The sequence below is a fragment of the Aquipseudomonas alcaligenes NBRC 14159 genome (genome assembly GCF_000467105.1).
Lineage (GTDB): Bacteria > Pseudomonadota > Gammaproteobacteria > Pseudomonadales > Pseudomonadaceae > Aquipseudomonas > Aquipseudomonas alcaligenes.
In genome coordinates this window covers 1-26,045 of sequence record NZ_BATI01000050.1, presented here as the reverse complement: position 1 = coordinate 26,045, position 26,045 = coordinate 1, and the positions used below count along the sequence as shown (strand labels likewise).

The window sequence follows — 26,045 nt, the reverse complement described above, 5'->3', positions numbered from 1 at the left end:
GCTTTTGGACGTCCAGCGAACGAAGTGAGCGATAGTTGAGCGCATTGTTATATGCAATTGGCTCGGGCTCCTTTGAGTGCTTTGGTTGCTATGCATTAGTACTGCCTTGGGCTTGCTGCCAAAAGCTGATTGCTTGGCTTGTAAATTCTTCAAATTGCTCTGAGGAGTCAAAGCTTTTCTTCGGGATAATGTGGAATAAGCAGGCAGCTATCTGAATTAATAAGTATGAACCGGCAGGCTTTATGCTAATAACTCCATGCCACTTGTTTAGACCTTCATTCGCTATTGTTTCTTCATGGAGCCCTTCGGGAAGTAGTGTGTAGGTGTGCTTACCTAGGATTCCGTTGTTTTTGGATGACATTAATAAAATCATGATCATGTTGAATGTCACTCCAAGCAGCATTCCCGATAGCCCGCCAATTGCCGAGCTCACCAAGTGGATAGTTAGCTTGCTGGGGGTGTTTGGAAGGCCCTTATCCCAAGCTATGAACAAAAATGTTAGACAGGCAATTATTAAAATTGTTATGTAGGTTGACCGCATTCTCGGGAGAAGGGATAGATTAAATTTGATCAGGTCGAGTTTTTTGATGTTGATAGTTACTTTCATGCGTGTCCTTGCATATAACGATTAAGCTAACGGGCGGCCAAAAGCGTAGCTTTTGGACGTCCAGCGAACGAAGTGAGCGGCAGTTGAGCGCATTGTTAGAGGCGGCCAACTGACTTTGCAAGAAAAGTAATAGCGCCGTGCGATGACTCGTAATCCGCTACTTCAACCCCGATATTTTCCAGACCATTCTTGCTCCTGTCGTAGATGACCATACCGCCAGTGTGATGTGGGAACCCTGGTTCGATAGCGATATTTACTGGGCGTTTGAACCTAAGCGTTACGCGCGCTTCCTCCTTGCGGAGCGTGAGGTCTAGATACGATTGGTCTTCATCTTCTGGATCGAAGTAGCAGGCAAGCGCCTCAATCTGATATTGCGATGGGCACTCAAGTATCGGGTGAATGCGTGGTCCTGACATGGAGCCTCTAACGTTTGGTTAAGGGGCCGGCTTTAGCCGGTCCCGAGTGAGCGTAGCGAACGACTTGAACCATTAGTTAGAGGCATGGCGCTCACTGAGGCTGCTGTATATAGAATAGATAACGGCGTACGAAAATTCAGATTTTGAGAGCCCATCTAGATCGTTGTTCTTAACTTTTTCTAGTGAAGTGGGATTTAGGTTTCTCTCGGCTAGTTCCTTAGCGAAGCCAGCAAGCTTTAGCTCCTCTGCGCTGCCAATTTCTGGAGTAACCATTAGAGGGATGCCTAGGAAAGTGCGCGCATAAAAAGATGGATACATTTCACGGGGTGTGTCTAGGTCCCCTTTGATGCCGAAATAGAATTCGTTGCCCTTTGCATCCGCTAACTCGATTGCTAGAGAACCACCATCAGAAAGAGCGAAAGCATTAATTGATTTTAAGGGCCAGATGAGAGTGGGCAGCCTGTGTGCATAGCTATATAGACCAGTCAAGCCTGCCAAGATGGCAATCAGCGGTAAGGTTAGCCACTTAAGTTTCACGCTTTGCCTCTAACGATTAAGCTAACGGGCAGACAAAAGCGTAGCTTTTGGCTGTCCAGCGAACGAAGTGAGCGGAAGTTGAGCGCATAGTTAGGTGACCTCGCTCAGAGTTACTCGTATTTGCTTTGATTGATGCTGTATTTCTTGTAAGCGCTGGAGAAGCATGCCGTTTTCTATTGAGGCAAGAGGCGCGGCATGAGTAAAAAGTAACTCCACTTCGCCGGGCCAGCCTGGCCCGCCAGCAGATATTGCGTCCCAGAATGCCGCGATATTTCGGCCAAAGAAAGCTGCACCTTCGGGACGTACTGTTTCGACATAAAGCTGCCAGAAGCCTTCCTCGTCTCGCACTTCTTGGCAGTTGATGACTATCGTTTCCATACGACACCTAACGTTTGGTTAAGGGGCCGGCTTTAGCCGGTACCGAGTGAGCGGAGCGAACGGCTTGAACCAGTAGTTAGGTGCTTCACGGACACTTTTTTGAGCTCCAGCCTTTGGCTCTATCCGGACCATCGTTTACTAATTGAGAGTTCCATTTCTCGAAAATACTCCAGTCGGCCTCGAACTCAATGCATGTTTCGTGCGGTGCTTTGGGGTTGGAGTTATAAAGCGCAACGGCTTTTTCGATTGCTGTGGATGCCCCGTTAACTCTCATTTCTTCTTTGGAGAACGAGTAGGTAATAACTCCGTTTTCTCCGGCTATAGCTGGCAGGGCGAATACTGCAAGGGCGTAGATGATTCCTTTCATTGGTGCACCTAACTATAAGTAGACGACACAAGTGGCGTAATGTTTTCCGCCACTTGTGTCGCATAACGTTCCTTGTCGTCCGCTAAGTCCTTGTTTTTCCTCGCAGACGATTCGGCAAAAGCGACTCTTCTGTGATCGGTAAAAGGACAGGCGGATCGGGCAAGACCGGTGGTGCATTTCCCTGCGACGCTACTGGCTGGTTTTTCGGCTGTCCACTGCCACTTCGTTCAGCATCGGCGCGGGGTCGAGGTAGAACATTTTCTTCCAGCCCTGAGTGCTGGTGTCCCAGCGCCAGGGATAGGGCAACAGGGTGACGATCGAGTAGTGCAGGTGGGGCGGCTTGCCTTGGGCGTTACCGGTGCTGCCTACCGTGCCGAGTGGGGCGCCGGGAAGTACGGGTTGGCCGGGCAGGGCGCTGTAGCTGTCGAGGTGGGCGAAGTAGTGCAGGCGCCATTTGGGGCCGAGCATCAGCATTACCTTGCCGCCCATGTCCAGTTCGCCACGAAACACCACGATACCGTAGCTGGGGGCGAGCACCGGGGTGCCCTGGCGGGCGAAGATGTCGATGCCCTTGTGCGTGCCGGAGCGCCCCCAGGGTTCGTACCAGAAGCTTTGCGGGTGCCAGTCCCGGTTGCTGGCGCCCTGCACGGGCACCCGAAGCCATTGCGGTGCGAGCAGCCCGAGCAGCAGGAGGGCGAGCAGTAGGTGGCGTGGACGCGGGCGTTTCATGGCACACCGGCGCTGCGCAGACGACGGATCAGCTGGCTCAGGCCGTCGGCCTTCAGGCAGAGGAGCAGGCCGATGCACAGTTCGACCAGCGTGATCAGCTCCTGGATGACGTAGGCCGCCAGGTTCTGCTGGTCGGCCGGCGTGCCGCGCACCATGTAGATGATCCAGGTGGCGTTGAACAACAGGTCCGCCAGGCCGCGCGCCAGCAGGTAGACCCCGAGTACGCAGAAAGCCACCGACTGCAGTTCCGCCGCGCTGATGCCGCTGTTCGCTTCGACGGCAGGTGCCGGGGCCAGGCGGCGGGCGAGGGTCAGGGGGAACTTCAGCAGGATGGCGGCGGCCAGCAGCAGGCCGCCGACCTGGATGATGCCCAGCACCAGCAGCGCGCCGATGTCGTCGCTGGCACCGGTGTGGGCGGTCTGGTGAATGTACTGGTAGTGCTGGATGCCCATGACGAAGGCGCTGTACAGCAGAAACAGGGCAAACAGGCGCAGGGCGATGGCAAGCAGGTCCGTGGTGTTCATGTTCTTCCTTGAGAGTTTTGAGTGTGGCTGCGCTAGCTCTCCTGCGCGCGGTAGGCGCCGGGGGTGAGCCCGGTCCACTTCTTGAAGGCGCGGTGGAAGGCCGAGGGTTCGGAGAAGCCCAGCTGCTCGGCCAGCGCGTTGATGGTCAGCTCGTCGCGGCCCAGGTGGTAGATGGCCAGGTCGCGGCGCAGGTGGTCCTTGATTTCCTGGAAGCTGGTGTCTTCCTCGCGCAGGTGGCGACGCAGGGTCTGCGGGCTGACATGCAGCTGCTCGGCCACGCTTTCCAGGTCCGGCCAGTGCGCGCAGTCGCGGCCTAGCAGGCGGCGGATGCGGCTGGTCAGGCTGTCGCCGCCGTCCGGGCGGGCCAGCAGGTCGGCGGGGGAGTGTTCGAGGAAGTGCTTGAGCGTGCGCTCGTCCTGCAGCAGTGGCATGCCCAGGTAGCGGGTGCTGAACAGCAGGCTGGTGCTTTCCGCGTCGAAGCGCCGTGGGCAGGGGAACAGCAGGTCGTACTCGCCGCTGTGGGCCGGTTCGGGGTAGGCGAAGCTGGCTTCCTCAAGGCGGATGCGCTGGCCGATCAGCCAGCTGCCGAGGCGGTGCCAGATCACCAGCAGGCTCTCGGTGAGGAAATGGTCGGGGTCCCTCAGGGCCGAGCTGTCCAGGCTCAGGCGCACTCGCTCGCCTTCGCGCTGCAGGGCCACGCGCGGCGCTTCGTGGAACAGGCCGTAGAACAGCATGCCGCGTACCAGCGCCTTTTCCAGGCTGTGGCAGTGGATGATGGCGTGGCACATCATGGCGAAGGTGCCGCGGCGGCTGGGTATGGCGCCGAAGCCCATGTATTCGTCGTCGAGCAGCTGCCACAGGCCCTGCACCAGGCGCGCGAACTGCTCGGGGTCGAGGCGTGCGCGCGGTTCGTCGAGCAGTGCCGGCTGGATGCCGACCTCGCGCAGCAGGCCGCTGACGTCGCGCTGCTGGCGCTCGGCGCCATGCAGGGCGGCGCGGATGAAGTGGCTGGCGATGGTGCGTTCGCGCATGGACGGGCTCGTGACAAGGCTGGGCGGATGTTAGGCGCTGGGCTTCGTCGCCGACAAGCCGTGCGCTTAGCCGAGCAGCGCCACCGCCTTGATCTGCGCCCAGAGCATCTGCCCCGGTTGTAGGCCGAGCTGGTCGCACGAATAGCGGGTGATACGCGCCAGCAGGTGCTGGCCGGCCAGATCCAGGCGCACCAGCACCTGGGCCGCCTGCCCGGCGTCGGCCAGCTCCAGCACCTGGGCCGCCTGCCCGGCGTCGGCCAGCTCCAGCACCCGTACCGGCAGGCGGTTGATGATGCTGCTCGGGCCCGGCGGCTCCAGGCTCAGACTGACATCGCGCGCCTGTACCTTGACCCGCAGCCCCTGGTTGAGCGGCAGTGCGGCGTGGGGCAGGCGCAGGGTCAGTGGCGTGTTGGGCAGCGACAGCGCGAGCAGCTGGTAACGCTCATCGTGGCCGCAGACCTGGGCCTGCAGCACCACGCCGGCATCGTCGCTCTGGGCCAGCGGCAGATCGAGGCGTGGCAACAGTTCGCCGAGCGGGCCGCAGGCCAGGGCGCGGCCGCTGTCCAGCAGCACCAGGTGATCGGCCAGGCGCGCCACTTCGTCGGCCGCATGGCTGACGTAGAGCATGGGGATGTCCAGTTCGTCGTGCAGGCGTTCCAGGTAGGGCAGGATCTCTTGCTTGCGCTTGCCGTCGAGGGCTGCCAGCGGCTCGTCGAGCAGCAGCAGTTGCGGGCTGGTGAGCAGGGCACGGGCGATACCCACGCGCTGGCGTTCGCCGCCCGACAGGGTGGCAGGCGGCCGCTCCAGCAGGTGGCCGATGCCCAGCAGCTGCACGGCCTGGTCCAGCGCGATGCGCCGCGCAGCGGGGGCGATGCGCTTCTGTCCGTAGTCCAGGTTGCCGCGCACCGACAGGTGCGGGAACAGGCTGGCCTCCTGGAATACGTAGCCCAGCGCGCGTTTGTGCGGAGCGAGGAAGTGCCGGCGCGGGCTGTCCTGCCAGCACTCGCCGTTGACGCTGATCTGCCCGTGCGGCGCCTGCTCCAGGCCCGCCACGCAGCGCAGCAGGCTGGTCTTGCCCGAGCCGGAGGGGCCGAACAGGGCGGTGATGCCGCGCCCCGGCAGATGCAGGTCGACCTGCAGGCGGAACTCGGCGAAGGGCAGATCGAGGGTGATGTCCAGGCTCATGGCTCAGGCGCTCCTCAGGCTCGGGCGGCCCTTGAGGTGCAGCACCAGCAGGATCAGGAAGGCGAACAGCAGCATGCCACCGGCCAGCCAGTGCGCCTTGGCGTACTCCATGGCCTCCACGTGGTTGAAGATCTGCACCGAAACCACGCGGGTCTTGTCCGGGATGTTGCCGCCGATCATCAGCACCACGCCGAACTCGCCGAGGGTATGGGCGAAGCCCAGCACGCTGGCGGTGAGAAAGCCCGGCCTGGCCAGCGGCAGCACCACGCTGAGGAAGCAGTCCCAGGGGCTGGCGCGCAGGGTGGCGGCGACTTCCAGCGGACGCCGGCCGATGGCCTCGAAGGCGTTCTGGATGGGTTGCACGACGAAGGGCAGCGAGTAGATCAGCGAGCCGACCAGCAGCCCGGCGAAGCTGAAGGGCAGGGTGCCCAGGCCCAGGCTCTGGGTCAGCTGGCCGACCGGGCCGTGCGGCCCCATGGCCACCAGCAGGTAGAAGCCGATCACGGTGGGCGGCAGCACCAGGGGCAAGGCGACCAGCGCGCCGACCGGAGCCTTGAGGCGCGAGCGGGTGTGGGCCAGCCACCAGGCGATGGGGGTGCCGATCAGCAGCAGCAGGACGGTGGTCAGCGAGGCCAGTTGCAGGGTCAGCCAGATCGCGGCGAAGTCGGCGCTGGTAAGGGGCATCGCTGACGGCGTCCTCTTCGGGGCGGTGGATGGGCGCAGCGCCCTGCGGGCGAGCAGGCTGCACCCTACAAGAAGATGACTAGCGCTGGTAGCCGTAAGTCCGGATCAGCGTCGCCGCCTGCTCGCCGCGCAGGTATTCCAGCAGCGCCCTGGCCGCCGGATTGTCCTGGCCTTTGGCGAGCAGCAGGGCGTCCTGGCGGATCGGCTCATGTAGCTGCGCCGGCACCCGCCAGGCCGAACCCTGGGTGATCTGCCCGTCCTTGTAGACCTGCGACAGGGCGACGAAGCCGAGTTCTGCGTTGCCGCTGGCGACGAACTGGTAGGCCTGGGCGATGTTCTGTCCCTCGACCAGCTTGGGCTTGACCGCCTGGGTGAGGCCGAGCTTGTCCAGCACCTGGGTGGCGGCCAGGCCATAGGGTGCGGTCTGCGGGTTGGCGATGGCCAGGTGGCGGAACGTGTCGTTCTTGAGCACGGCGCCGGCTGCATCGACATAGCCGGGCTGTGCCGACCACAGCGCCAGGGCGCCGACCGCATAAGTGAAGCGCGAGCCGGGCACGCCAGCGCCTTCGCTCTCCAGCTTGGCCGGGGTGCTGTCGTCGGCGGCGAGCAGCACCTCGAAAGGCGCGCCATTGTTGATCTGCGCGTAGAACTGGCCGGTGGCGCCATAGGCGGCGATGACCCGGTGCCCGCTGCTCTGCTCGAAGGCGCGGGCGATGGCCTGCATCGGCGCGCTGAAGTTGGCGGCCACGGCCACCTGGACGTCGTCCGCCAGGGCCTGGCCGCTAAGGATCAGGGCGACAAGCAGGCCGCTGATGCGTCGAGAGTGAGGTGCCATGTATCGCTCCTGGGACGAGATTTGCGTTCGTCTTTATATAGCGATCGGCACAAAAAAGCCCGGTCCGTACCCGGCCGGGCTCTCGGATAGCGCCTCAACTTAGGGCGACTTCGACCTGCTCGCCGTTGAGTCGCACCGGCCATGCCGGCAGGTTCAGCTCGGGGTATTCCAGGCAGCCGCCATCGCGCAGGCGGTAGTGCTGCTTGTACAGCGGCGAGGCGATCACCAGCTCGCCCTGCAGGTGGCCGACGATGCCGCGGCCGATCACGTTGGCCCCGGACTTGGGGTCGCAGTTGCCGATGGCGAACACCTGCTGCTCATTTTCCGGCAGGTAGAACAGGGCGACCTGCTGGCCTTCCAGCAGGGCGACCACGCCGGAGTTGGCGACCAGGTCGGCGGTGCTGCACAGCGGTTGCCAGTTGCATTTGAGGTTGAGTGCGATGTTCATCAGACGGCCTCCTCGGTGACGGGGATCAGGTGCAGTTCATCGGCGCGCGCCGGGCGGCGCTGGCCGCGTTCGCGGACGAAGTGGATGGCCGGGTCGCCGCCGTGCTCGTTGACGAAGGTGCGGAAGCGCTTGAGCTTCTCCTCGTCCTGCAGGGCGTTGGCCCATTCGCATTCGTAGCGGTCGACCACCAGCTGCATCTGCGCTTCCAGCTCGGCCGCCAGGCCCAGGCTGTCGTCGATCACCACGGCCTTGAGGTAGTCCAGGCCGCCTTCCAGCGATTCGCGCCACACCGAGGTGCGCTGCAGCTTGTCGGCGGTGCGGATGTAGAACATCAGCAGGCGGTCGATGTAGCGGATCAGGGTGGCGTCATCCAGGTCGGTGGCGAACAGCTCGGCGTGGCGCGGGCGCATGCCGCCGTTGCCGCACACGTAGAGGTTCCAGCCGTTCTCGGTGGCGATCACGCCGATGTCCTTGCTCTGCGCCTCGGCGCACTCGCGGGTACAGCCGCTGACGGCGAACTTGAGCTTGTGCGGCGAGCGCAGGCCCTTGTAGCGGTGCTCGATGTCCAGGGCCATCTTCACGCTGTCCTGCACGCCGTAGCGGCACCAGGTGCTGCCGACGCAGCTCTTCACCGTGCGGGTGGACTTACCGTAGGCATGGCCGGTTTCGAAGCCGGCTTTGATCAGCTCGCCCCAGATGTCCGGCAGTTCGTGCAGCTGGGCGCCGAACAGGTCGATGCGCTGGCCGCCGGTGATCTTGGTGTAGAGGTCGTATTTCTTCGCCACCGCGCCGATGGCGATCAGTCCGTCCGGGGTGATCTCGCCGCCGGGGATGCGCGGTACCACCGAGTAGGTGCCGTTCTTCTGCATGTTGGCCATGAAGGTGTCGTTGGTGTCCTGCAGCGGCACCAGACTCGGGTTCATGATCGGCTGGTTCCAGCAGGAGGCGAGGATCGAGCCCACCGCCGGCTTGCAGATGTCGCAGCCGACATGGCCCTTGCCGTGCTTGGCCAGCAGCGCCTCGAAGCTCTCGATGCCTTCGACGCGGACGAAGTGGTAGAGCTCCTGGCGGGTGTAGGCGAAGTGTTCGCACAGGCTCTTGTCCACTTCCACGCCGCGGGCGGTGAGTTCATGTTCGACCACCTGCTTGAGTAGGGCCGCGCAGCCGCCGCAACCGCTGGCCGCCTTGGTGCAGGCCTTGACCCCGGCGATGTCAGTGCAGCCGCTGTCGATGGCCGAGCAGATCGCGCCCTTGCTGACGTTGTGGCAGGAGCAGATGGTGGCGCTGTCCGGCAGGGCATCGGCGCCGAGGGCCGGGGCGCCTTCGCCGGCCGGCATGATCAGGCTGGCCGGGTCTTCCGGCAGCTTGATGCCGTTCTGCGCGTACTGCAGCAGGGTGTCGTAGTAGCTGTTGTCGCCGACCAGCACGGCGCCAAGCACCTGCTTGCCATCGGCGGACACGACCAAACGGCGGTAGCTGGAGGTGGCTTCGTCGATGTAGCGGTAGCTCTTGGCGCCCGGCATGGCGCCGTGGGCGTCGCCGATGGAGCCGACGTCGACACCGAGCAGCTTGAGCTTGGTCGACATGTCCGCGCCGAGGAACGGCTGGCCTTCCTGGCCGCACAACTGGGCCGCCACCAGGCGCGCCATCTGGTAGCCGGGGGCGACCAGGCCGAAGATGCTGCCGTTCCACGCCGCGCACTCACCGATGGCGAAGATGTTTTCGTCGCTGGTCAGGCACTGGTCGTTGATGTCGATGCCGCCGCGCGGACCCAGCTCCAGGCCGCAGGCGCGGGCCAGGGCGTCCTGCGGGCGGATGCCGGCGGAGAACACGATCAGGTCGGTCTCGAGGAAGTCATCACCGGCGAAGTTCATGCGGTAGCGGTACTCGCTGCCGGCGCTGATGCTCTGAGTGGCCTTGGACAGGTGCACACCGACGCCCAGGTCCTCGATACGCTGCTTGAGGGCGGCGCCGCCGAAGTCGTCCAGCTGCACCGGCATCAGGCGCGGGGCGAATTCGACCACGTGGGCTTCCAGGCCCAGGGACTTCAGCGCGTTGGCCGCTTCCAAGCCGAGCAGGCCGCCGCCGACCACCACGCCACGGCGCTTGCCCTGGGCGGCGGCGCGGATACCGTCGAGGTCGTCGAGGGTGCGGTAGACCAGGCGCGAGTCGCCCTCGGCGCCTTCGATCGGCGGCACGAAGGGGTAGGAGCCGGTGGCCAGCACCAGCTTGTCGTAGCCGAAGCTGCCGTTGGCGGTGATCACCTCGCGCGCCTCGCGGTCGATGCCCAGCACCGGGCAGCCGAGGTGCAGGGTCAGGCCTTCTTCTTCATAGAGGGAGGCGGCGCTCATGGCCAGGGATTCGGCGTCGCGGCCGCCGAAGTACTCGGACAGGTGCACGCGGTCGTAGGCGCGCTGCGCCTCCTCACCGAACACTTCGATGCGGTAGTGCGCCAGGGCACCGCCGGCGAGCAGTTGCTCGACGCAGTGGTGGCCGACCATGCCGTTGCCGACGACGATCAGTCGTTGCTTGTCAGTGGAGGCGTCTGTGCTGTTCATAGCGTTTCCCGGCCAAAGCTCATCAGGTTTTTCCGCGGCAAATAAAGAGGCGCCTGAAACCTTGCGGTCTCAGGCGCCTTTGCCTGTTCTGTGCGGTGCCTACGTGGGCGCCTCGTGTCCATCGCCTTGATCGCCATTGATCGGCGGGACTGCCCGTATGGGGTGGGCTCGCTGTGGACTATGCAGTGCTTGTGCCAGTTTTCTCTGAGAAGGCAGAGGCCCTTGTACTGCGGGGCTTTCAGGCGATCTGGCGGGCTGGGATCAGTGCCGATGACGGACCCAAAAGGAGGCGCATGACCTTTGCCTTGCGCCATTGTGATCCGTGCTGGTGCATCGGCGATGGCCTCCCGCGATGCCTTCGAGCGGGCGAAATCCCGCCATGTGCCTGGCGGAAATCCGCCAAATTCATCGTCGATGAGTGCTTATTTATTTCGTAAGCCACTGTAATTTAAGGATATTTAATTTTTTAAGGCTCTGGCACAGCGCTTGCCATAGGTGCTACAGCCCCGCAGTCGGGGGGCTCCCAACAACAAATCCCTCCAGAGCAGGAGGGTTAGCACTTTGAGCAGTCGCGTGATCACCCAGGGATGGCGGTCGGGCGGCGGCGAGCGAGGAACTGCCATGACCCGCAAACCCTTCTACAAGAGCCTGTATGTCCAGGTCCTGGTGGCCATCGCCATCGGCATCCTGCTCGGCCACTTCTACCCCGAGACCGGTGTGGCGCTGAAGCCGCTCGGCGACGGCTTCGTCAAGCTGATCAAGATGGCCATCGCGCCGATTATCTTCTGCACCGTGGTCAGCGGCATCGCCGGCATGCAGGACATGAAGGCCGTGGGCAAGACCGGCGGTTACGCGCTGCTGTATTTCGAGATCGTCTCCACCCTGGCCCTGGTCATCGGCCTGGTGGTGGTCAATATCGTGCAGCCGGGTGCCGGCATGCATGTCGATCCGAGCACTCTCGACACCAAGGGCATCGCCGCCTTCGCCGCCGCCGGCGAGCAGCAGAGCACCGTGGCCTTCCTGCTCAACGTGATTCCCTCGACCATCGTCGGCGCCTTCGCCAGCGGCGATATCCTGCAGGTGCTGTTCTTCTCGGTGATCTTCGCCTTCGCCCTGCAGCGCATGGGTGACTACGGCAAGCCGGTGCTGGAGTTCATCGACCGCATCGCCCAGGTCATGTTCGGCATCATCAACATGATCATGAAGGTCGCGCCCATCGGTGCCTTCGGTGCCATGGCCTTCACCATCGGCCAGTACGGCGTCGGTTCGCTGGTGCAGCTGGGCCAGCTGATGCTGTGCTTCTACATCACCTGCGTGTTCTTCATCCTCGTGGTGCTCGGCGGCATCGCCCGCGCCCACGGCTTCAGCATTCTCAAGTTCATCAAGTACATCCGCGAGGAGCTGCTCATCGTGCTGGGCACCTCGTCCTCGGAGTCCGCGCTGCCGCGCATGCTGAACAAGATGGAGAAGCTCGGCGCCAACAAGTCGGTGGTCGGCCTGGTGATTCCCACCGGCTACTCGTTCAACCTCGACGGCACTTCGATCTACCTGACCATGGCCGCCGTGTTCATCGCCCAGGCCACCGACACCACCATGGACATCACCCACCAGCTGACCCTGCTGGCCGTGCTGCTGATCGCCTCCAAGGGCGCTGCCGGCGTCACCGGTTCGGGCTTCATCGTGCTGGCCGCGACCCTGTCCGCCGTGGGCCATCTGCCGGTGGCCGGTCTGGCGCTGATCCTCGGCATCGACCGCTTCATGTCCGAAGCGCGCGCCCTGACCAACCTGATCGGCAACGGCGTGGCCACCCTGGTGGTCGCCAAGTGGTGCAAGCAGCTCGACGAGAGCACCCTGCAGCGCGAGCTGGCCGAGGGCGGCAAGTCGACCTCGCTGGAGGGCCTGCGCGAAGCGGCCTGAGCCTGATTCTGCGCCGCCCTTGCAGCGGGGCGGCACTCTCCTGGCCCGTCCTTTGTGACGGGCTTTTTTTATCCGTCGCAACGTGACCGGCGAGACCGCAGCTTTTCCTCGGCGCCGGCTCTGGCTAAGCTCGCGGTTCCGCCCATGCAGCAGAGGCTCTTCCATGTCGCAGCAACGCCCGGCCGCCGATATCGCCCGCACGATTCTCGAAGGTTTCGACGACTATCGCGCGCACTTCCGCGAGATCACCAACGGTGCCCGTGCCCGCTTCGAGCAGGCCCTGTGGCAGGAGGCGCAGCGGGCCTCGGCGGCGCGGATCAACCTGTACGAGGAAAAGGTCGGTGAGGTGGTCGAGCGCCTGCGCCAGGCATTCAGTAGCGAGCAGCTGCTGGATATCGACCTGTGGCCGGTGGTGAAGAGTGCCTACATCCGCCTGATCGACCTACGCAACGACGATGAGCTGGCCGAGACCTGGTACAACTCGATCTTCTGCGGGCTGTTCAGCCACGACAAGATCAGCGATGGCTGCATGTTCATCCACACCACCCGGCCCTCGCTGCGCCCGCACGAGCGCACGCCGCAGACGCGCAGCTACCAGCCGCGCGGCGACCTCAACCAGGCGCTGCGGCAGATTTTCACCGACTACAGCTACAGCGCGCCCTTCGAAGACCTGGAGCGCGACCTGGCCAAGCTGGAGCACCAGCTGCGCGCCAACCTGCCGGACTGGGTGTGCAAGGACCAGGCGCTGACCATCGAACTGTTCTCCTCGACCCTTTACCGCAACAAGGGCGCGTACCTGGTCGGGCGCATCTTCACCCCGGACGAGCAGTGGCCGCTGGTGCTGCCGCTGCTGCACCGCGAAGGCAAGGGTATCCAGATCGATACCCTGATCACCGACGAGGCGGAAGTCTCGATCATCTTCTCCTTCACCCGTTCCTACTTCATGGTGCGGGTGGACATCCCGGCGGAATTCATCGGCTTTCTCAAGCGCATCCTGCCGGGCAAGCACATCGCCGAGCTGTACACCTCGATCGGCTTCTACAAGCACGGCAAGTCGGAGTTCTACCGCTCGCTGATCAACCACCTGGCCAGCACCGACGACAAGTTCGTGATGGCCCCCGGCGTGCGCGGCATGGTGATGAGTGTGTTCACCCTGCCGGGCTTCAACACCGTGTTCAAGATCATCAAGGACCGCTTCTCGCCGTCCAAGACCATCGACCACGCCACCGTGATCGACCGCTACCGCCTGGTCAAAAGCGTCGACCGGGTCGGGCGCATGGCCGACACCCAGGAGTTCTCCGATTTCCGTTTCCCGCTGGCCAAGTTCGACCCCGAATGCCTGGCCGAGCTGCTGGAAGTGGCGCCCTCGACGGTGCAGATCGAGAACGGCGATACCGTGCTGATCCGCCACTGCTGGACCGAGCGGCGGATGATCCCGCTGAACATCTACCTGGAGCATGCCAACGAGGTGCAGGTGAGGGAGGCGCTGGAAGACTATGGCCTGGCCATCAAGCAGCTGGCCGCCGCCAACATCTTCCCCGGCGACATGCTGCTGAAGAACTTCGGCGTCACCCGTCACGGCCGCGTGGTGTTCTATGACTACGACGAGATCAGCTACCTCACCGAGGTGAACTTCCGCCGTATCCCGCCGCCGCGTTACCCGGAAGACGAGATGGCCAGCGAGCCCTGGTATTCGGTGGGGCCGAACGATGTGTTCCCCGAGGAGTTCCCGCGCTTCCTGTTCGGCGATATCGGCCAGCGCCGCCTGTTCAACCAGCTGCATGGCGATCTCTACGACGCCGATTACTGGAAGGGGCTGCAGGAGGCCATTCGTGCCGGCAAGGTGATCGACGTGTTTCCCTACCGGCGCAAGGCAGGCCAGATCGTCTGAGGCGTTCTTACCGTTTGTCGGGAGGTTTGGACGGTGGTGGTGGCCTTATGCCGTTCTGGCACGGATGTGCTAGACACAATAGGAGTAAGGCCCGGAAGTAATAACCACCTTCCCATTCTCCCAAGGACGGTCTGTCTATGCGTCAGAACCTGCCCGTGACACAGCGCGAGCGTACCTTCACCGACGCCGAGCGCCTGATTTCCACTACCGATCTCAACAGCAAGATCACCTACGTCAACGACGCCTTCGTGGCCATCAGTGGCTTCTCGCGCGAAGAGCTGGTCGGTCAGCCACACAACATCGTGCGTCACCCGGACATGCCGCCGGGGGTGTTCGGCCACATGTGGGAGACCATCAAGCAGGGCAAGCCGTGGATGGGGATCGTCAAGAACCGCTGCAAGAACGGCGACCATTACTGGGTGAGCGCCTACGTCACCCCCATCTACGAGAACGGCAAGCTGGCGGGTTACGAATCGGTGCGTTCGGTACCGAGCGGGGAGCAGAAACGCCGTGCCGAGGCGCTCTATGCCCGGCTGCGGGCCGGCAAGCCGCCGGTGCCGATGATCGAATACTGGACCCATGACTTCATCAGCTCCTGGCCACTGATTCTCGCCGGGCTGGTCATCATGGCCGCGCATTGGGTGCTCAGCGGGCCGCTGTTGCCGGTCTTCATCGTCGCGGTGATGTTCGCCTTGGGTTCCTACCAGCTGTACAGCCGGCGGCAGATGATCCGCCGCACCCTGGCCGAACATCCCAAGGCCTTCACCAGCGCCCTGGTGGCCCTGACCTACAGCGACAACCGCGGCGCCCAGGCGCTGCTGGACATGGCCATGATCAGCGAGGAGGCGCGCTTGCAGACGGCGCTGACGCGCCTGGAGGACGCCGGCGAGAATGTGCGCCAACGGGCTGCCCAGTCCGCCGAGCTGTCGCGCTCCGGCGCCGACCTGCTGGAGCAGCAGCGCAGCGAGACGGACCAGTCGGCCACGGCCATCAACCAGATGGCGGCGACCATTCAGGAGGTGGCGCACAACGTGCAGAACACCTCGCACGCGGCCGAGGAGGCGGATCGCCTGGCACTGCAAGGGCGCGATCTGGCCGGTGGCAGTCTGAACGCCATGCAGCAGATGGCCGATGCGGTGCACGAGATCGGCCAGGCGGTGAACGAGCTGGCGGTTTCGACCCAGTCCATCGGCAGCGTGGCCGATGTGATCACCTCCATCGCCGAGCAGACCAACCTGCTCGCGCTCAACGCGGCCATCGAGGCCGCGCGTGCCGGCGAGCAGGGCAGGGGCTTTGCCGTGGTGGCCGACGAGGTGCGGGCTCTGGCCGGGCGCACCCGGGAGTCCACCGAGCAGATTCACCAGATCATCTCTTCCCTGCGCAACGGCGCGGACAAGGCCGTGCATACCGCCAGCCGCGGTGAGGAGATCTCCCGCGACAGCGTGCGCAGTGTCGAAGCGGTGCGTGAAGCGCTGGATGGCATCAGCCAGGCGGTGAGCCGCATCACCGGCATGAGCCAGCAGATGGCAGCAGCCTCCGAGCAGCAGGCGCATGTCGCCGAGGACATCAGTCGGCAGATCACGCGCATCGCCCAGCTTTCCGACCACAGCGCCGGTCAGGCCCAGCAGGGCGTCGGTATCAGTCAGGAGCTGGAACAGATGGCAGAGTACCTGCACAGCCTGGCGGAGCGTTTCAACCGCTGATCCGAGCGCTGTGGCACACTGCGCGCCCGGAGGAATGCCGCCATGTCCCGAGCGCGCTGCGAGCGCTGTGTCCGCCCGCTGAGCCACTGTCTTTGTCACCTGATTCCGCAACTGTCCAGCCGCACCCGGGTGCTGATCCTGCAGCACCCGGACGAGGTCGGTCACGCGCTGAATACCGCGCGCCTGGCGGCGCTGGGCCTGGAAAACGCCGAGCTGCGGGTCGGTGAAGTGTTCGCCGATCTGCACTTCGACCCTGCCTATCGGGCCTGCCTGCTGTTCCCCGGCGAGATGGCGCAGCCGCTGCCGCTCGCAACGCCAGATGCCGATAAGCGTCCACTGCTGCTGGTGGTGCCCGATGGCACCTGGCGCAAGGCGCGCAAGCTGCTGCACCTCAACCCCGCGCTGGCGGCACTGCCGCGTGTCTGTCTGCCGCCGGGCCTGAACTCGCGCTACCGTCTGCGCAAGGCGCCGGCCGCAGGCGCGCTGGCCACCATCGAGGCCATCGCGGCGGCGCTGGAGCTGCAGGAGGGGAGGTGCTTTGCCGAGCTGTTACGCCCCTTCGAAGCACTGATCGAAGGGCAGATCGCGGCGATGGGGACGGAGGTTTACCAGCGCAATCACGGCGGCTAGCGTTCGCGCATGGCCTCCGAGCGGGCCTTGAGTACCGGCTTGAGCAGGTAGTCGAGTACGCTCTTCTCGCCGGTGACGATGTCCACGGTGGCCACCATGCCCGGGATGATCAGCAGCGGATGCTCGTCGCTGCCCAGGTGGCTTTTGTCCGTGCGCACCTGGATCAGATAGAAGCTGTTGCCTTCCTCGTCGGTGATGGTGTCGGCGCTGATCACCTCCAGCTTGGCCTTGAGCCCGCCGTAGATGGTGTAGTCGTAGGCGGTGAACTTGACCATGGCTTTCTGGCCAGGGTGCAGGAAGGCCACGTCCTGTGGGCGGATGCGTGCCTCGATCAGCAGGTTGTCTTCCAGCGGGACCACCTCGACCATGGGGTCGCCGGGCTGGACCACGCCGCCGATGGTGTTGACCTTGAGCAGTTTGATCACGCCATACACCGGCGAGCTGATCGTGGTACGGCTGACCCGGTCCTCGATGGCAACGCTGGTTGAGGTGATCTTGGTCAATTCGGTGCGTACTTCGTTGAGTTCCTTCAATGCTTCCGTGCGGAAGATCAGGTTCGACTCGTTGAGCTTGCTCTCGATTTCCTGCATGGCCGCTTCCGCTCGCGGAATGGCCAGATTGGTGGCCTCCAGCGAGCCGCGCATCTCCACCGCGCTGCGGCGCAAGCGCAGAATCTCCACTGCGGAGATGGCGCCAGAGTCCACCAGCGGTTGCGACATGTTCAGCTCCTGCTGGATCAGGCCCAGGCTGGAGCGGTACTGCTGGGCCTTGGCACGGAACTCGGCGAGCTCCTGGGTCTTCTGCCGCAGCTGCTCCTTGAGGGTGTTCTGCTCGCTGTCGAGACGCTGCTGGCGCGAGCGGTACAGGGCCATTTCGTCTTCGGCCAGCTGCGGTGCCTGCTTCACCAGGTCATTCGGCAGGGCCAGGGGGCGGCCCTCGGCCTCTGCGCCGAGGCGTTCGACGCGGGCCAGCAGGGCCAGGCGATCAGCCTCGGTTTCGCCCTTGTTGGAGATGAAGCGGGTTGCGTCCAGGCGCAGCAGTACGTCGCCCTTGTTCACCACCTGGCCTTCGCGCACGAAGATCTCGGTGACGATACCGCCCTCCAGGTTCTGGATGACCTGCACCTTGCTGGAGGGAATCGCCTTGCCTTCGCCGGTGGTGACTTCTTCCAGCACGGCGAACTTGGCCCAGATCAGCGCCACCAGCAGGCAGGCGCTGACCGACCAGACGGTGGCGCGGGCCAGCCAGGGCGAGTCTTCGAGGATGGCGCCGTCCACCTCGGGCATGAACTCGGTGTCCTGCTTCTCGCGCTTGAGGCTGCTGAAGTAGTCACGCAGGGATTGGGCTAGTTCCATGAGACACCTCCGCTACACGGCCGCCGGGCCGACACGCCCGCGCCGCAGGGCGTCGATCACCGCTTCCTTGGGGCCATCGGCTACCACATGGCCGTAGTCCAGCACGATCAGCCGGTCGACCAGGCTGAGCATCGAGGAGCGATGGGTGATCAGCAGCAGGGTCTTGCCCTGGGACCAGCTCTGCAGGCGGTTGCGCAGGATGTCCTCACTGGTGTTGTCCATGGCGCTGGTGGGTTCGTCCAGCAGCAGAATGGGCGGGTCGAGCAGCAGTGCGCGGGCCAGCAGAACAGCCTGGCGCTGGCCGCCGGAGAGCAACTGGCCGCGCTCACCGACCGGGCGATCGAAGCCCTGTGGGTGTTGCCGAGCCAGTTCGGTCACGCCGGTCAGCTCGGCCACCTCCAGCATGCGCGAGTCGCTGACATAACGCGCGCCCAACGTGAGGTTGTCGCGCAGGCTGCCGGACAGCAGGGGCAGGTCGTGGGCCACGTAGCCGATCTGATGGCGCAGGTCGGCAACGTCCAGCTGACGCAGGTCGAGGTTGTCGAGCAGAATCTGGCCTTCGCTCGGCGTGTAGAAGTTCATCAGCAGCCGCGCCAGGGTGCTCTTGCCCGAACCGCTGCGGCCGATGATGCCGACCCGCTCGCCGGCGGCCAGACGCAGGTTGACCTTGTTCAGCGCCGGGGCGCTTTGCCCGGGGTAGCTGAAGCTGACCTGGCGCACATCCAGCGCCCCCTTCAGGTGTGTGCGTTCCAGCGGCCGCTGGTTGGCCTGGCGCTCCTGCGGCAATGCCATCAGGGCGTCGGTGCTGGTCATGGTCAGTTGCGCCTGCTGGTAGCGGGTGATCAGCCCGGCGATCTGTCCCAGCGGCGCCAGCACGCGGCTACCGAGCATGTAGCTGGCCACCAGGGCGCCGACACTCAGGTGGCCGGCAATGATGATGTAGACGCCGGAAACGATGGTGGCCATGCCGGCGAACTGCTGCAGGAACATGGTGCCGTTGGTGGCCAGGGCGGCGAGGAAGCGTGCATGGCTGTCCAGGCGGGTGAGGGCGCCGTGGGTCTTTTCCCAGCGATGCTGGCGTTCGCTTTCGGCGCTGCACGCCTTGAGCGTCTCCAGACCGCCGAGCGTCTCGATCAGCAGGGCCTGGCGCTCGGCGCCAAGCGCCAGGCTTTTCTGCACCGTATCGCGCAGGCGTGCCTGGATGATCAGGGCGAAGATGGCGGTGATCGGGAAGGCCAGCAGCGGAATGATCACCAGCCAGCCGCCGAGCAGCCCGATGACCACGATCATCAGCAAGGAAAAGGGCAGGTCGATCAGGCTGGTCAGGGTCACTGCGGTGAGAAACTCGCGCAGCCCCTGGAAGTCGTGGATGCTTTGCGCGAAGCCGCCGATGGTGGCCGGGCGAGAGGACATCGACATGCCGGTGATGCGCTCGAAGAGGGTGGCCGACAGCACCACGTCGGTCTTCTTGCCGGCGACATCCAGCAGGTAGGCGCGCAGCACGCGCAACAGCAGCTCGAAGGCGGTGCCGATGAACAGCCCGATGGCCAGCACCCAGAGCGTGGCGGTGGCCTGATTGGGCACCACCCGATCGTAGGTCTGCATCACGAACAGCGGCACCATCAGGCCGAGCAGGTTGATCAACAGGCTGGCCAGCACCGCATCGGTATACAGCCAGCGCGACAGCTTGAGGGTGTCGCGGAACCAGGCCTCGACCCTGGGCACCAGCGGCGTGCGGGCCTCTTCGAGTTCATGCTGTGGCTTGGCGAAGAAGGCCTGGCCGCTGTACTCGATATCGAGGTGCTCGCGGTTGACCCACTGTTCGCCGCCATCGGCCTCGCACGGCAGGATCAGCAGCTGGTTCTTCGGGCCGATCTTGCGCAGCACGGCGCTGCGGCCGTCCTTGAGCAGGAGCAGCACGGGCAGGTTGAGCGGCGAGATGGCTTCCAGCGTGCGACGCAGGACGCGACCTTGCAGGCCGGCCCTGGCAGCGGCGCGTGGCAGCAGGTCTGCGCTCAGTCGCTGCTCGGGCAGTGGCAATCCGGCTGTGAGGCTGGCGCGGCTGGCAGAGCAGTCGTGCAGGTTACAAAGAATGAGCAGTCCGTCCAGCAGCGGGTCGTCGTGACTCTGCCGCTGGTCATCGGAAGGTCTCCGTTCCATGGTGGTCAAGGGTCACTACTCCTGAGAGTTGCCCGGCGAGGCCGGGCAACGTCTTCGCCGGTACTACCTCATTTCCGGCAGGCGGGCCTCGCTCTTCACTTCGGTGAGGGCTACAGCTTCGGCCGGTACTACGACGTTCTGTTTTCTCAACAGCTCGCCCATGGCGGAGATGACGCGATACATGGAGAACTCTTCGGTGTAGCGCACCTCGGTGTAGCGGCGGTTGGCGGTGAAGAGCTCGTTCTCGCTGTCCAGCAGGTCCAGCAGGGTGCGCTGGCCGAGGCTGAACTGTTGTTGGTAAGCCTCACGCGAGCGTGCGGTGTAGTCGGCGTAGTCACGCGCCTTGGGCGTCTGCATGCGCGCGTTTTCCATCGCGTTCCAGGCCAGCGCGAGGTTCTCGTTGAGTACGCGCAGGGCGTTGTTACGGATGTCCATCGACTGGTTGATCTTGTGCGCGGCACCCTGCAGGCGGGCTTTGTCGCGCATGCCGTTGAACAGGTTGTAGTTCATCACCACGGCGGCGCGCCAGGTGTTGTAGTGGCCTTCATCGCCTTGCACGTTGTCGTCGGCGCTGGTGGCCAGTTCGAGGTCGAAGCGCGGGTAGAAGGGGGCCTTGGCCACTTCATACTGCTTCTCGGCGGCATACACGTCGGCCTGGGCGGACTTCAGATAGGGGTTGTTGTCCATCACCGTCTGCCGGGCCAGCTCGATGTTCTCGGGGACTTCACCCTTGACCGACGCCGGCTGTTCCAGCTCGTCCGGCAGGCGGCCAGTGGAGCTGAAGAAGTTGGCCTCGGCATCGGCCAGGTTGACCTCTTCGGTGTACAGGTTGTTGGCTGCCAGAGCCAGACGTGCTTCGGACTGGTCGAGGTCGGCGGTGCTGCCCACGCCACGCTCGCTGCGCAGCTTGATCTGGTCGTTGACGCGCTCGTGGGCCTGCAGGTTGTTCCTGGCCAGCGCCACCATCTCACGACGCTTGAGTACCTCCAGGTAGACCTCGACGGTACGCAGCGCCAGGCTCTCGGCAGTGCCTTGGATGTAGTAGGCGCGGGAGTTCACCGTCGCCTGGGTGCGGGCCACTTCATTGGGGGTGTTGAAACCGTCGAACAGCATCTGCCGCAACCGCAGTTCGGCATCGCTGTAGTTGAGGGTTTCCTTGTTGTGGTTGCCCAGGGCGCGGGTGCTGGGGCTGTCGGTCTGCTCGCGGCCATAACCGGCAATCAGGTCGACGGTGGGCAGGTAACCGCCTTTGGCGACTTTCACGTCCTCATCGGCAGATAGACGGTCATTCACGCTGGCGTGCAATTCAGGGTGGTTGTCGACGGTGCTTTGGATGGCCTCGGACAGTGTCATCGCCTGTGCCTGGGAGCAGGCAACGGCCAGCAGAATGGCGCTGTAGAGCGGTTTGAGAACGCGCATGAGGTTTTCTCCTTATTTATATGCTCAGTTCCTGTCGCCAAAAATTTGTCGCTTTTTGCCTGAAAAGGCACTTCAGGCCTTTACCATCACAGCTAAGAACATCCTCAAGCGTAGCTAAGAAAAAATCGTCACAAGATTTATGAGAAAAAAGTCTTATGCACTCTGTGAGATCGGGCACATTGTTTCCTCCGTAAGCCGCGAAAAACGGGGCCTCTAGGCCATTTCGTAGCTAAGACAGTCGGTCAATCGCAGTTTGGAGAATAAGGGGCGGGGATGTTTCTGATGGAGTAGGTCGGTGCAGTTGGGGCGACACTTTTTTGTCGCGTTACAGGTTTTGCGCATGCGCACCGTTCGTTTCACCAGTTCTTTCTTCGCATGAATTCCCGGATTCGAAAGGTGAGTTGGCCCTTTTGAAACGTGTCGGCGGTGGTCGGCAGCTGTAGTGCGGAGGAAGGAATCATGGCTACTTTGATTGGTGTCGTCAGTCAGGTTGTCGGCGAGGTCTTTGCGGTAGCCGGCGATGGAACGCGTCGACCGCTAGTCGAAGGCGATCGTGTCTATGCCGGTGAACAATTGGTGACCGGTGCAGGTGGCGCGGTTGCGGTAACCCTCAGCAATGGTGAGGTCCTCACCCTCGGGCGCGACAGCAACCTGAGTCTCAACGAGCAACTGCTGGCGGGCTCGGATGGCCAGCCCGCACAGGATCAGGCCCAGGATCAGCAGACCGCGCCCACCGATGGCGACTTGACCGACGTCGAGCAGCTGCAGGCAGCGATCGAGGCAGGTGTCGACCCGACCGTTGAAGGTGAAGCAACCGCAGCGGGCCCCGGAGCGGGTGGGGCTGGCGGCGCCGGTGGTGCCGGCGGCCTGGGGGGCGGTCACAGCTTCGTACTGCTCAGTGAGGTCGGCGGGGCTCTGGACCCGGTGATCGGCTTCCCTACCGAAGGCCTGAATACCGGGCCGGAATTCCCCGATCCGGAACCTATCGTGACCGATGACCCGGCTCCGGACTTCACGCCGACTATCGACGTCGAGTACGAGGATGCCAGTGGCGCCATCGTGACCGGCCCGGCCGTGGTCGACGAGGAAGGCCTGTCCGATGGGACCAATCCCGGCAGCAATGCCGAACAGGCTTCCGGCTCTCTGATCATCAGCTCCCCCGATGGCGTGTCCGCCATCCAGATCCAGGACGTCAACGGCAACTGGATCGATGTCACCAATGGTGGCGTGGTGCAGGGCCAGTACGGCGTTCTCGTGGTGAATGCCGCCGGCAACTGGACCTACACCCTGACCGACAACACCCTGGATCACGGTAATCCCAACGCGACCGGTGCTGCCGACCAGGTAGGCGAGAGCTTCGGCGTGCGCATGTTCGACCTGGACGGCGACGTTTCGCCGACCGTGCAGCTGAATGTGCTGGTGAACGATGACGGCCCCATCCTTACCGAAGGCGAGGGCGCTCAGGTTTCCGCCATCGTCGACGAAGACGAAACTTCCGATGGCATCACCGACGGAGACTCCGTCACCAATGTCGCCAGCGGCGGTCCCGGTGCGCTGGGCGCGCTGGTCAACTTCGGCGCCGACGGTGTCGGTAGCTTTGGCCTGTCGGGCAGCCCGGCGGCTATCGCCAGTCTCCAGGCCCAGGGGCTCAGCTCCGGTGGCATTGCACTGACCTACAGCGTGGCCGGTAACGTGCTCACCGCATCGGCCGGTGGCGAAACCATCTTCACCCTGCAGGTGGGCGGTGACGGCAGCTTCAACTTCACCCTGGTCGGCCAGCTGGACCATCCGACTCCGGATGGCAATGACGACGAACTGCTCGAGCTGCCGATCGACTTCTCCGGCGTACTGACTGCCGTCGATGGTGATGGCGACTCGGTCGGCACCTTCAATGGCGGCAGCTTCGTCATCGATGTGGAAGACGACGTGCCGCAGTGGGCGGGTGGCCGAGACGAGAGCGAGGAACAGTTCTTCCCGCGGGTGACCGACCTGGTTCACGAGGATGCATTGAGCACCGGCGACGGCGCGCCGCATGACGGCAATCAGGAAGGTGGGCAGACCACCACGGCCTCCGGCGCGGAAGGCTCGCTGTCGGCCCTGGTCGATTTCGGTGCCGATGGGCTTGGTAGCTTCGGGCTGTCCAGTGACGTCAGCTCCATGGACCTGCAAGGCCTGACATCCGATGGCAATCCGCTGACCTATGTGGTGGTCGGCAACGTGCTGACCGCCAGTGCAGGCGGTGAAACCATCTTCACCCTGACGGTGAATGCCGACGGTAGCTGGGAATTCGTGCTGCAAGGCCCGATCGACCATCCCGTCGCGGATGGCGACTTCGATTCCGAGGACCTGCCGGGTCTGGGTGTCGACTTCTCCGGTATCCTCACCGCCACCGACGGCGATGGCGACCCGCTGGTAGGAGGCTTCCCGTCCGGTAGCTTCGCCATCGATATCGAGGACGACGTGCCGGTACTGGCCGGCGGCGAAGAAGGCAGCAGCGTCTCGGGGCTGGTTCATGAGGACGCGCTGAGCGTGGGTGGCGGTGCTCCCCACGAGGGTAATTCGGAAGGTGGCCAAACCACGACCGTGGGCAGCGCTACCACCAGCTCGCTCAGCGGCCTGGTCAGCTTCGGCGCCGATGGCCCTGGCAGCTTCGGCCTTTCCAGTGATGTCAGCTCGCTGGAGCTGCAGAGCCTGACCTCCGGCGGTGATCCACTGACCTACACGGTGGTTGGCAATGTACTGACCGCCAGCGCCGGCGGCGAAACCATCTTCACCCTTACCGTCGACGCCGATGGCAGCTGGGAGTTCGTGCTTGAAGGACCACTGGATCATCCGGTTCCTGATGGCAGTTTCGACGGCGAACAGCTGCCGGGCCTGGGCATCGATTTCTCCGGTGTGCTGACCGTTACGGATGGTGATGGCGACCCGCTGGCCGGCGGCTTCCCGACCGGCAGCTTCACCGTCAATGTCGAGGACGACGTGCCGCGTCCGGATGGTGGTGAGAAGACGGTCATCCATCAGGAGGTTCAGGAAGACGCGCTGACCCTGCTCGACGGCGCTCCCTATGAGGGCAACGAGGAGGGTGGCCAGACCACCATTGCCGCAGGCGATCCGGGCGACTTGTTCGCGCTGATCGACTTCGGTGCCGATGGTCCCGGCAGCGTAGGGCTCTCCAGCGACACCAGTTCGCTCGACGCGCAGGACCTCAAGTCCGAGGGTACCGAGCTGACCTACAGCGTGGTCGGCAACGTGCTGACCGCGACGGCCAACGGCAATACCATTTTCACTCTCACCGTGGATGCCGATGGCAGCTACGAGTTCGTACTGAGTGGTCCGCTCGATCACCCGATCGCAGACAGCGCTCTGGATGGTGAGACGCTGGCAGGCCTGGGCATCGACTTCTCGCAGATGATCACAGCCACCGATGGCGACGGTGACCCGATGGCCGTGAATCTGCCGAACGGCAGCTTCGCCATCGATGTCGAGGACGACGTGCCGGTCGCTCGTGAGATCGGCCAGCGCCCGTGGGTCAGCAACCAGGTCGACGAGGATGAGCTGCCCGGCGGTATCACCGATGGCGATACCACCGGAACCGTGGCTACAGGCGCCGCTGGTGCGCTGTTCGCGGCCATCAACTTCGGGGCCGATGGCCCCGGCACGGTCGGCCTCACTGGCAGCCCGGCGGCTATTGGCGCCCTGCAGGCGCAGGGCCTGACCTCCGGCGGTGTGGCGCTGAGCTATACCGTGGTCGGCAACCTGCTGACCGCCACCGCTGGCGGCAATACCATCTTCACTCTGCAGGTGGATGGTGACGGCAGTTATACCTTCACCCTGTCCGGCCCGCTCGATCATCCGGTGGCTGACGGTACGCCGGCTGGCGACAACGAGCTGTCTGCCTCTGGCATCGACTTCTCGTCGGTGATTACCGCCACCGACGGTGACGGCGACCCGCTGAGCGGCCTGAACCCGGGCAGCTTCGTGATTCGGGTGGAGGACGACATTCCCGTGGCGGTGCCGCCGCAGTACGACAGCGAGCAGAACCCCATCCCGGTGGTCACGGCCAACGTCGACGAGGACGAGCTGGCCGGTGGCATCGGTGATGGCGATGGCGAGGGTACCTCGGTTTCCGGTCCTATCGGTACGCTGAATGCGCTGGTCAACTTCGGCGCGGATGGTGCCGGCGACTTCGGCCTGAGCGATGATCCGCTCGATATTGCGACCCTGGAAGCGCAGGGCCTGACTTCTGATTCCATTGCGCTGACCTATACCGTGGTGGGCAATGTGCTCACCGCCACTGCCGGCGGCAACCCGGTCTTCACCCTCACGGTCAATCCCGACGGCAGCTACAGCTTCGAGCTGCAGGGGCCGCTGGATCATCCGCTGCCCGGCAGTACCGATGATGACCAGTTGCTCGGACTGCCGATCGACTTCTCCGGTGTGCTGACTGCCACCGACGGCGATGGCGACCCGGTGGATGGCTTTGCCGATGGCAGCTTCGTGATCAATGTCGAGGACGACATTCCGCGTGTCGATGCGGTGCTCAGTGGCCAGCAGCCCGTCGCCCTCAACACCCAGGATGCCGAAACGATCGGGATCAACTTCGACTCGGCCAGCAGCAATTTCAGCGGTGCCTTCTCGGCCACCGCCAACCACGGTGCCGATGGTCCGGGC

General features: G+C 63.8%; 21 protein-coding genes. 5 read left to right on the top strand and 16 right to left on the bottom strand.

Annotation, left to right across the window (positions count from 1 at the left end; genetic code table 11):
* Positions 1-88: 88 nt before the first annotated feature.
* The 13 genes from PA6_RS23580 to nirB form a co-directional block, all read right to left on the bottom strand.
* Positions 89-607 carry a YcxB family protein gene (locus PA6_RS23580; RefSeq protein WP_147289537.1) on the bottom strand — a complete coding sequence of 173 codons (519 nt, stop codon included), beginning with the start codon at positions 605-607 and terminating at the stop codon, positions 89-91.
* Between the two features lie 95 nt (positions 608-702).
* Entirely contained in the window at positions 703-1,023 is a 321-nt protein-coding gene (locus tag PA6_RS23575; RefSeq protein ID WP_021702919.1) for a hypothetical protein, read from the bottom strand.
* Between the two features lie 72 nt (positions 1,024-1,095).
* On the bottom strand, positions 1,096-1,560 hold the full coding sequence (locus PA6_RS23570; RefSeq protein ID WP_021702918.1) for a hypothetical protein: 465 nt from the start codon (positions 1,558-1,560) through the stop codon (positions 1,096-1,098).
* 90 nt (positions 1,561-1,650) lie between these two features.
* Positions 1,651-1,938, bottom strand: a complete 288-nt coding sequence (locus PA6_RS23565; protein WP_115287978.1) for a barstar family protein — start codon at positions 1,936-1,938, stop codon at positions 1,651-1,653.
* Positions 1,939-2,023: 85 nt separating this feature from the next.
* Positions 2,024-2,305, bottom strand: a complete 282-nt coding sequence (locus PA6_RS23560; protein WP_021702917.1) for a hypothetical protein — start codon at positions 2,303-2,305, stop codon at positions 2,024-2,026.
* 189 nt (positions 2,306-2,494) lie between these two features.
* The gene (locus PA6_RS20595; protein WP_021702916.1) at positions 2,495-3,034 is read right to left on the bottom strand and encodes a M23 family metallopeptidase; all 540 of its coding nucleotides are present in this window, start codon (positions 3,032-3,034) and stop codon (positions 2,495-2,497) included.
* Positions 3,031-3,558, bottom strand: coding sequence for a hypothetical protein (locus PA6_RS20590; RefSeq protein ID WP_021702915.1), 528 nt, complete (start codon positions 3,556-3,558; stop codon positions 3,031-3,033). Before PA6_RS20590 ends, PA6_RS20595 begins: the two co-directional genes overlap by 4 nt.
* Positions 3,559-3,590: 32 nt before the next feature.
* Positions 3,591-4,589, bottom strand: a complete 999-nt coding sequence (locus PA6_RS20585) for an AraC family transcriptional regulator (RefSeq protein WP_021702914.1) — start codon at positions 4,587-4,589, stop codon at positions 3,591-3,593.
* A 66-nt stretch (positions 4,590-4,655) separates the two neighbouring features.
* Entirely contained in the window at positions 4,656-5,774 is a 1,119-nt protein-coding gene (gene modC, locus PA6_RS20580; protein WP_021702913.1) for a molybdenum ABC transporter ATP-binding protein, read from the bottom strand.
* A gap of 3 nt (positions 5,775-5,777) precedes the next feature.
* Positions 5,778-6,458, bottom strand: coding sequence for a molybdate ABC transporter permease subunit (gene modB / locus PA6_RS20575; RefSeq protein WP_021702912.1), 681 nt, complete (start codon positions 6,456-6,458; stop codon positions 5,778-5,780).
* A 79-nt stretch (positions 6,459-6,537) separates the two neighbouring features.
* A complete protein-coding gene (modA, locus tag PA6_RS20570; protein ID WP_021702911.1) occupies positions 6,538-7,293 on the bottom strand; it encodes a molybdate ABC transporter substrate-binding protein in 756 nt (251 codons plus the stop codon).
* 94 nt (positions 7,294-7,387) lie between these two features.
* Entirely contained in the window at positions 7,388-7,741 is a 354-nt protein-coding gene (gene nirD, locus PA6_RS20565; protein ID WP_021702910.1) for a nitrite reductase small subunit NirD, read from the bottom strand.
* Complete coding sequence (gene nirB / locus PA6_RS20560; RefSeq protein ID WP_021702909.1) at positions 7,741-10,299, bottom strand: nitrite reductase large subunit NirB; 2,559 nt, start codon at positions 10,297-10,299, stop codon at positions 7,741-7,743. The genes nirD and nirB overlap by 1 nt, the downstream gene beginning before the upstream one ends.
* 621 nt (positions 10,300-10,920) lie before the next feature.
* On the opposite strand from nirB, the gene PA6_RS20555 reads away from it, so the two are divergent.
* The 4 genes from PA6_RS20555 to PA6_RS20540 all read left to right on the top strand — a co-directional run bounded on the left by PA6_RS20555 (position 10,921) and on the right by PA6_RS20540 (position 16,440).
* The gene (locus PA6_RS20555; protein WP_021702907.1) at positions 10,921-12,216 is read left to right on the top strand and encodes a dicarboxylate/amino acid:cation symporter; all 1,296 of its coding nucleotides are present in this window, start codon (positions 10,921-10,923) and stop codon (positions 12,214-12,216) included.
* 163 nt (positions 12,217-12,379) lie between these two features.
* Positions 12,380-14,107: a bifunctional isocitrate dehydrogenase kinase/phosphatase gene (gene aceK / locus PA6_RS20550; RefSeq protein ID WP_021702906.1), complete on the top strand. Its 1,728-nt coding sequence runs from the start codon at positions 12,380-12,382 to the stop codon at positions 14,105-14,107.
* A 137-nt stretch (positions 14,108-14,244) separates the two neighbouring features.
* A complete protein-coding gene (locus tag PA6_RS20545; protein WP_021702905.1) occupies positions 14,245-15,810 on the top strand; it encodes a methyl-accepting chemotaxis protein in 1,566 nt (521 codons plus the stop codon).
* Positions 15,811-15,852: 42 nt separating this feature from the next.
* Positions 15,853-16,440 carry a tRNA-uridine aminocarboxypropyltransferase gene (locus PA6_RS20540; RefSeq protein WP_021702904.1) on the top strand — a complete coding sequence of 196 codons (588 nt, stop codon included), beginning with the start codon at positions 15,853-15,855 and terminating at the stop codon, positions 16,438-16,440.
* On the opposite strand, the gene PA6_RS20535 is transcribed toward PA6_RS20540, so the two are convergent.
* From PA6_RS20535 to PA6_RS20525, 3 genes are all read right to left on the bottom strand, one after another.
* The gene (locus PA6_RS20535; protein WP_021702903.1) at positions 16,437-17,795 is read right to left on the bottom strand and encodes an HlyD family type I secretion periplasmic adaptor subunit; all 1,359 of its coding nucleotides are present in this window, start codon (positions 17,793-17,795) and stop codon (positions 16,437-16,439) included. The two genes, PA6_RS20540 and PA6_RS20535, sit on opposite strands and share 4 nt — an antisense overlap.
* Before the next feature lie 12 nt (positions 17,796-17,807).
* Positions 17,808-19,955, bottom strand: coding sequence for a type I secretion system permease/ATPase (locus tag PA6_RS20530; RefSeq protein WP_043217183.1), 2,148 nt, complete (start codon positions 19,953-19,955; stop codon positions 17,808-17,810).
* Between the two features lie 63 nt (positions 19,956-20,018).
* Entirely contained in the window at positions 20,019-21,374 is a 1,356-nt protein-coding gene (locus tag PA6_RS20525) for a TolC family outer membrane protein (protein WP_021702901.1), read from the bottom strand.
* A 459-nt stretch (positions 21,375-21,833) separates the two neighbouring features.
* Between PA6_RS20525 and PA6_RS20515 the strand changes: the two genes are divergently transcribed.
* On the top strand, positions 21,834-26,045 hold a 4,212-nt coding region (locus tag PA6_RS20515; protein WP_021702900.1), incomplete at its 3' end, for a retention module-containing protein.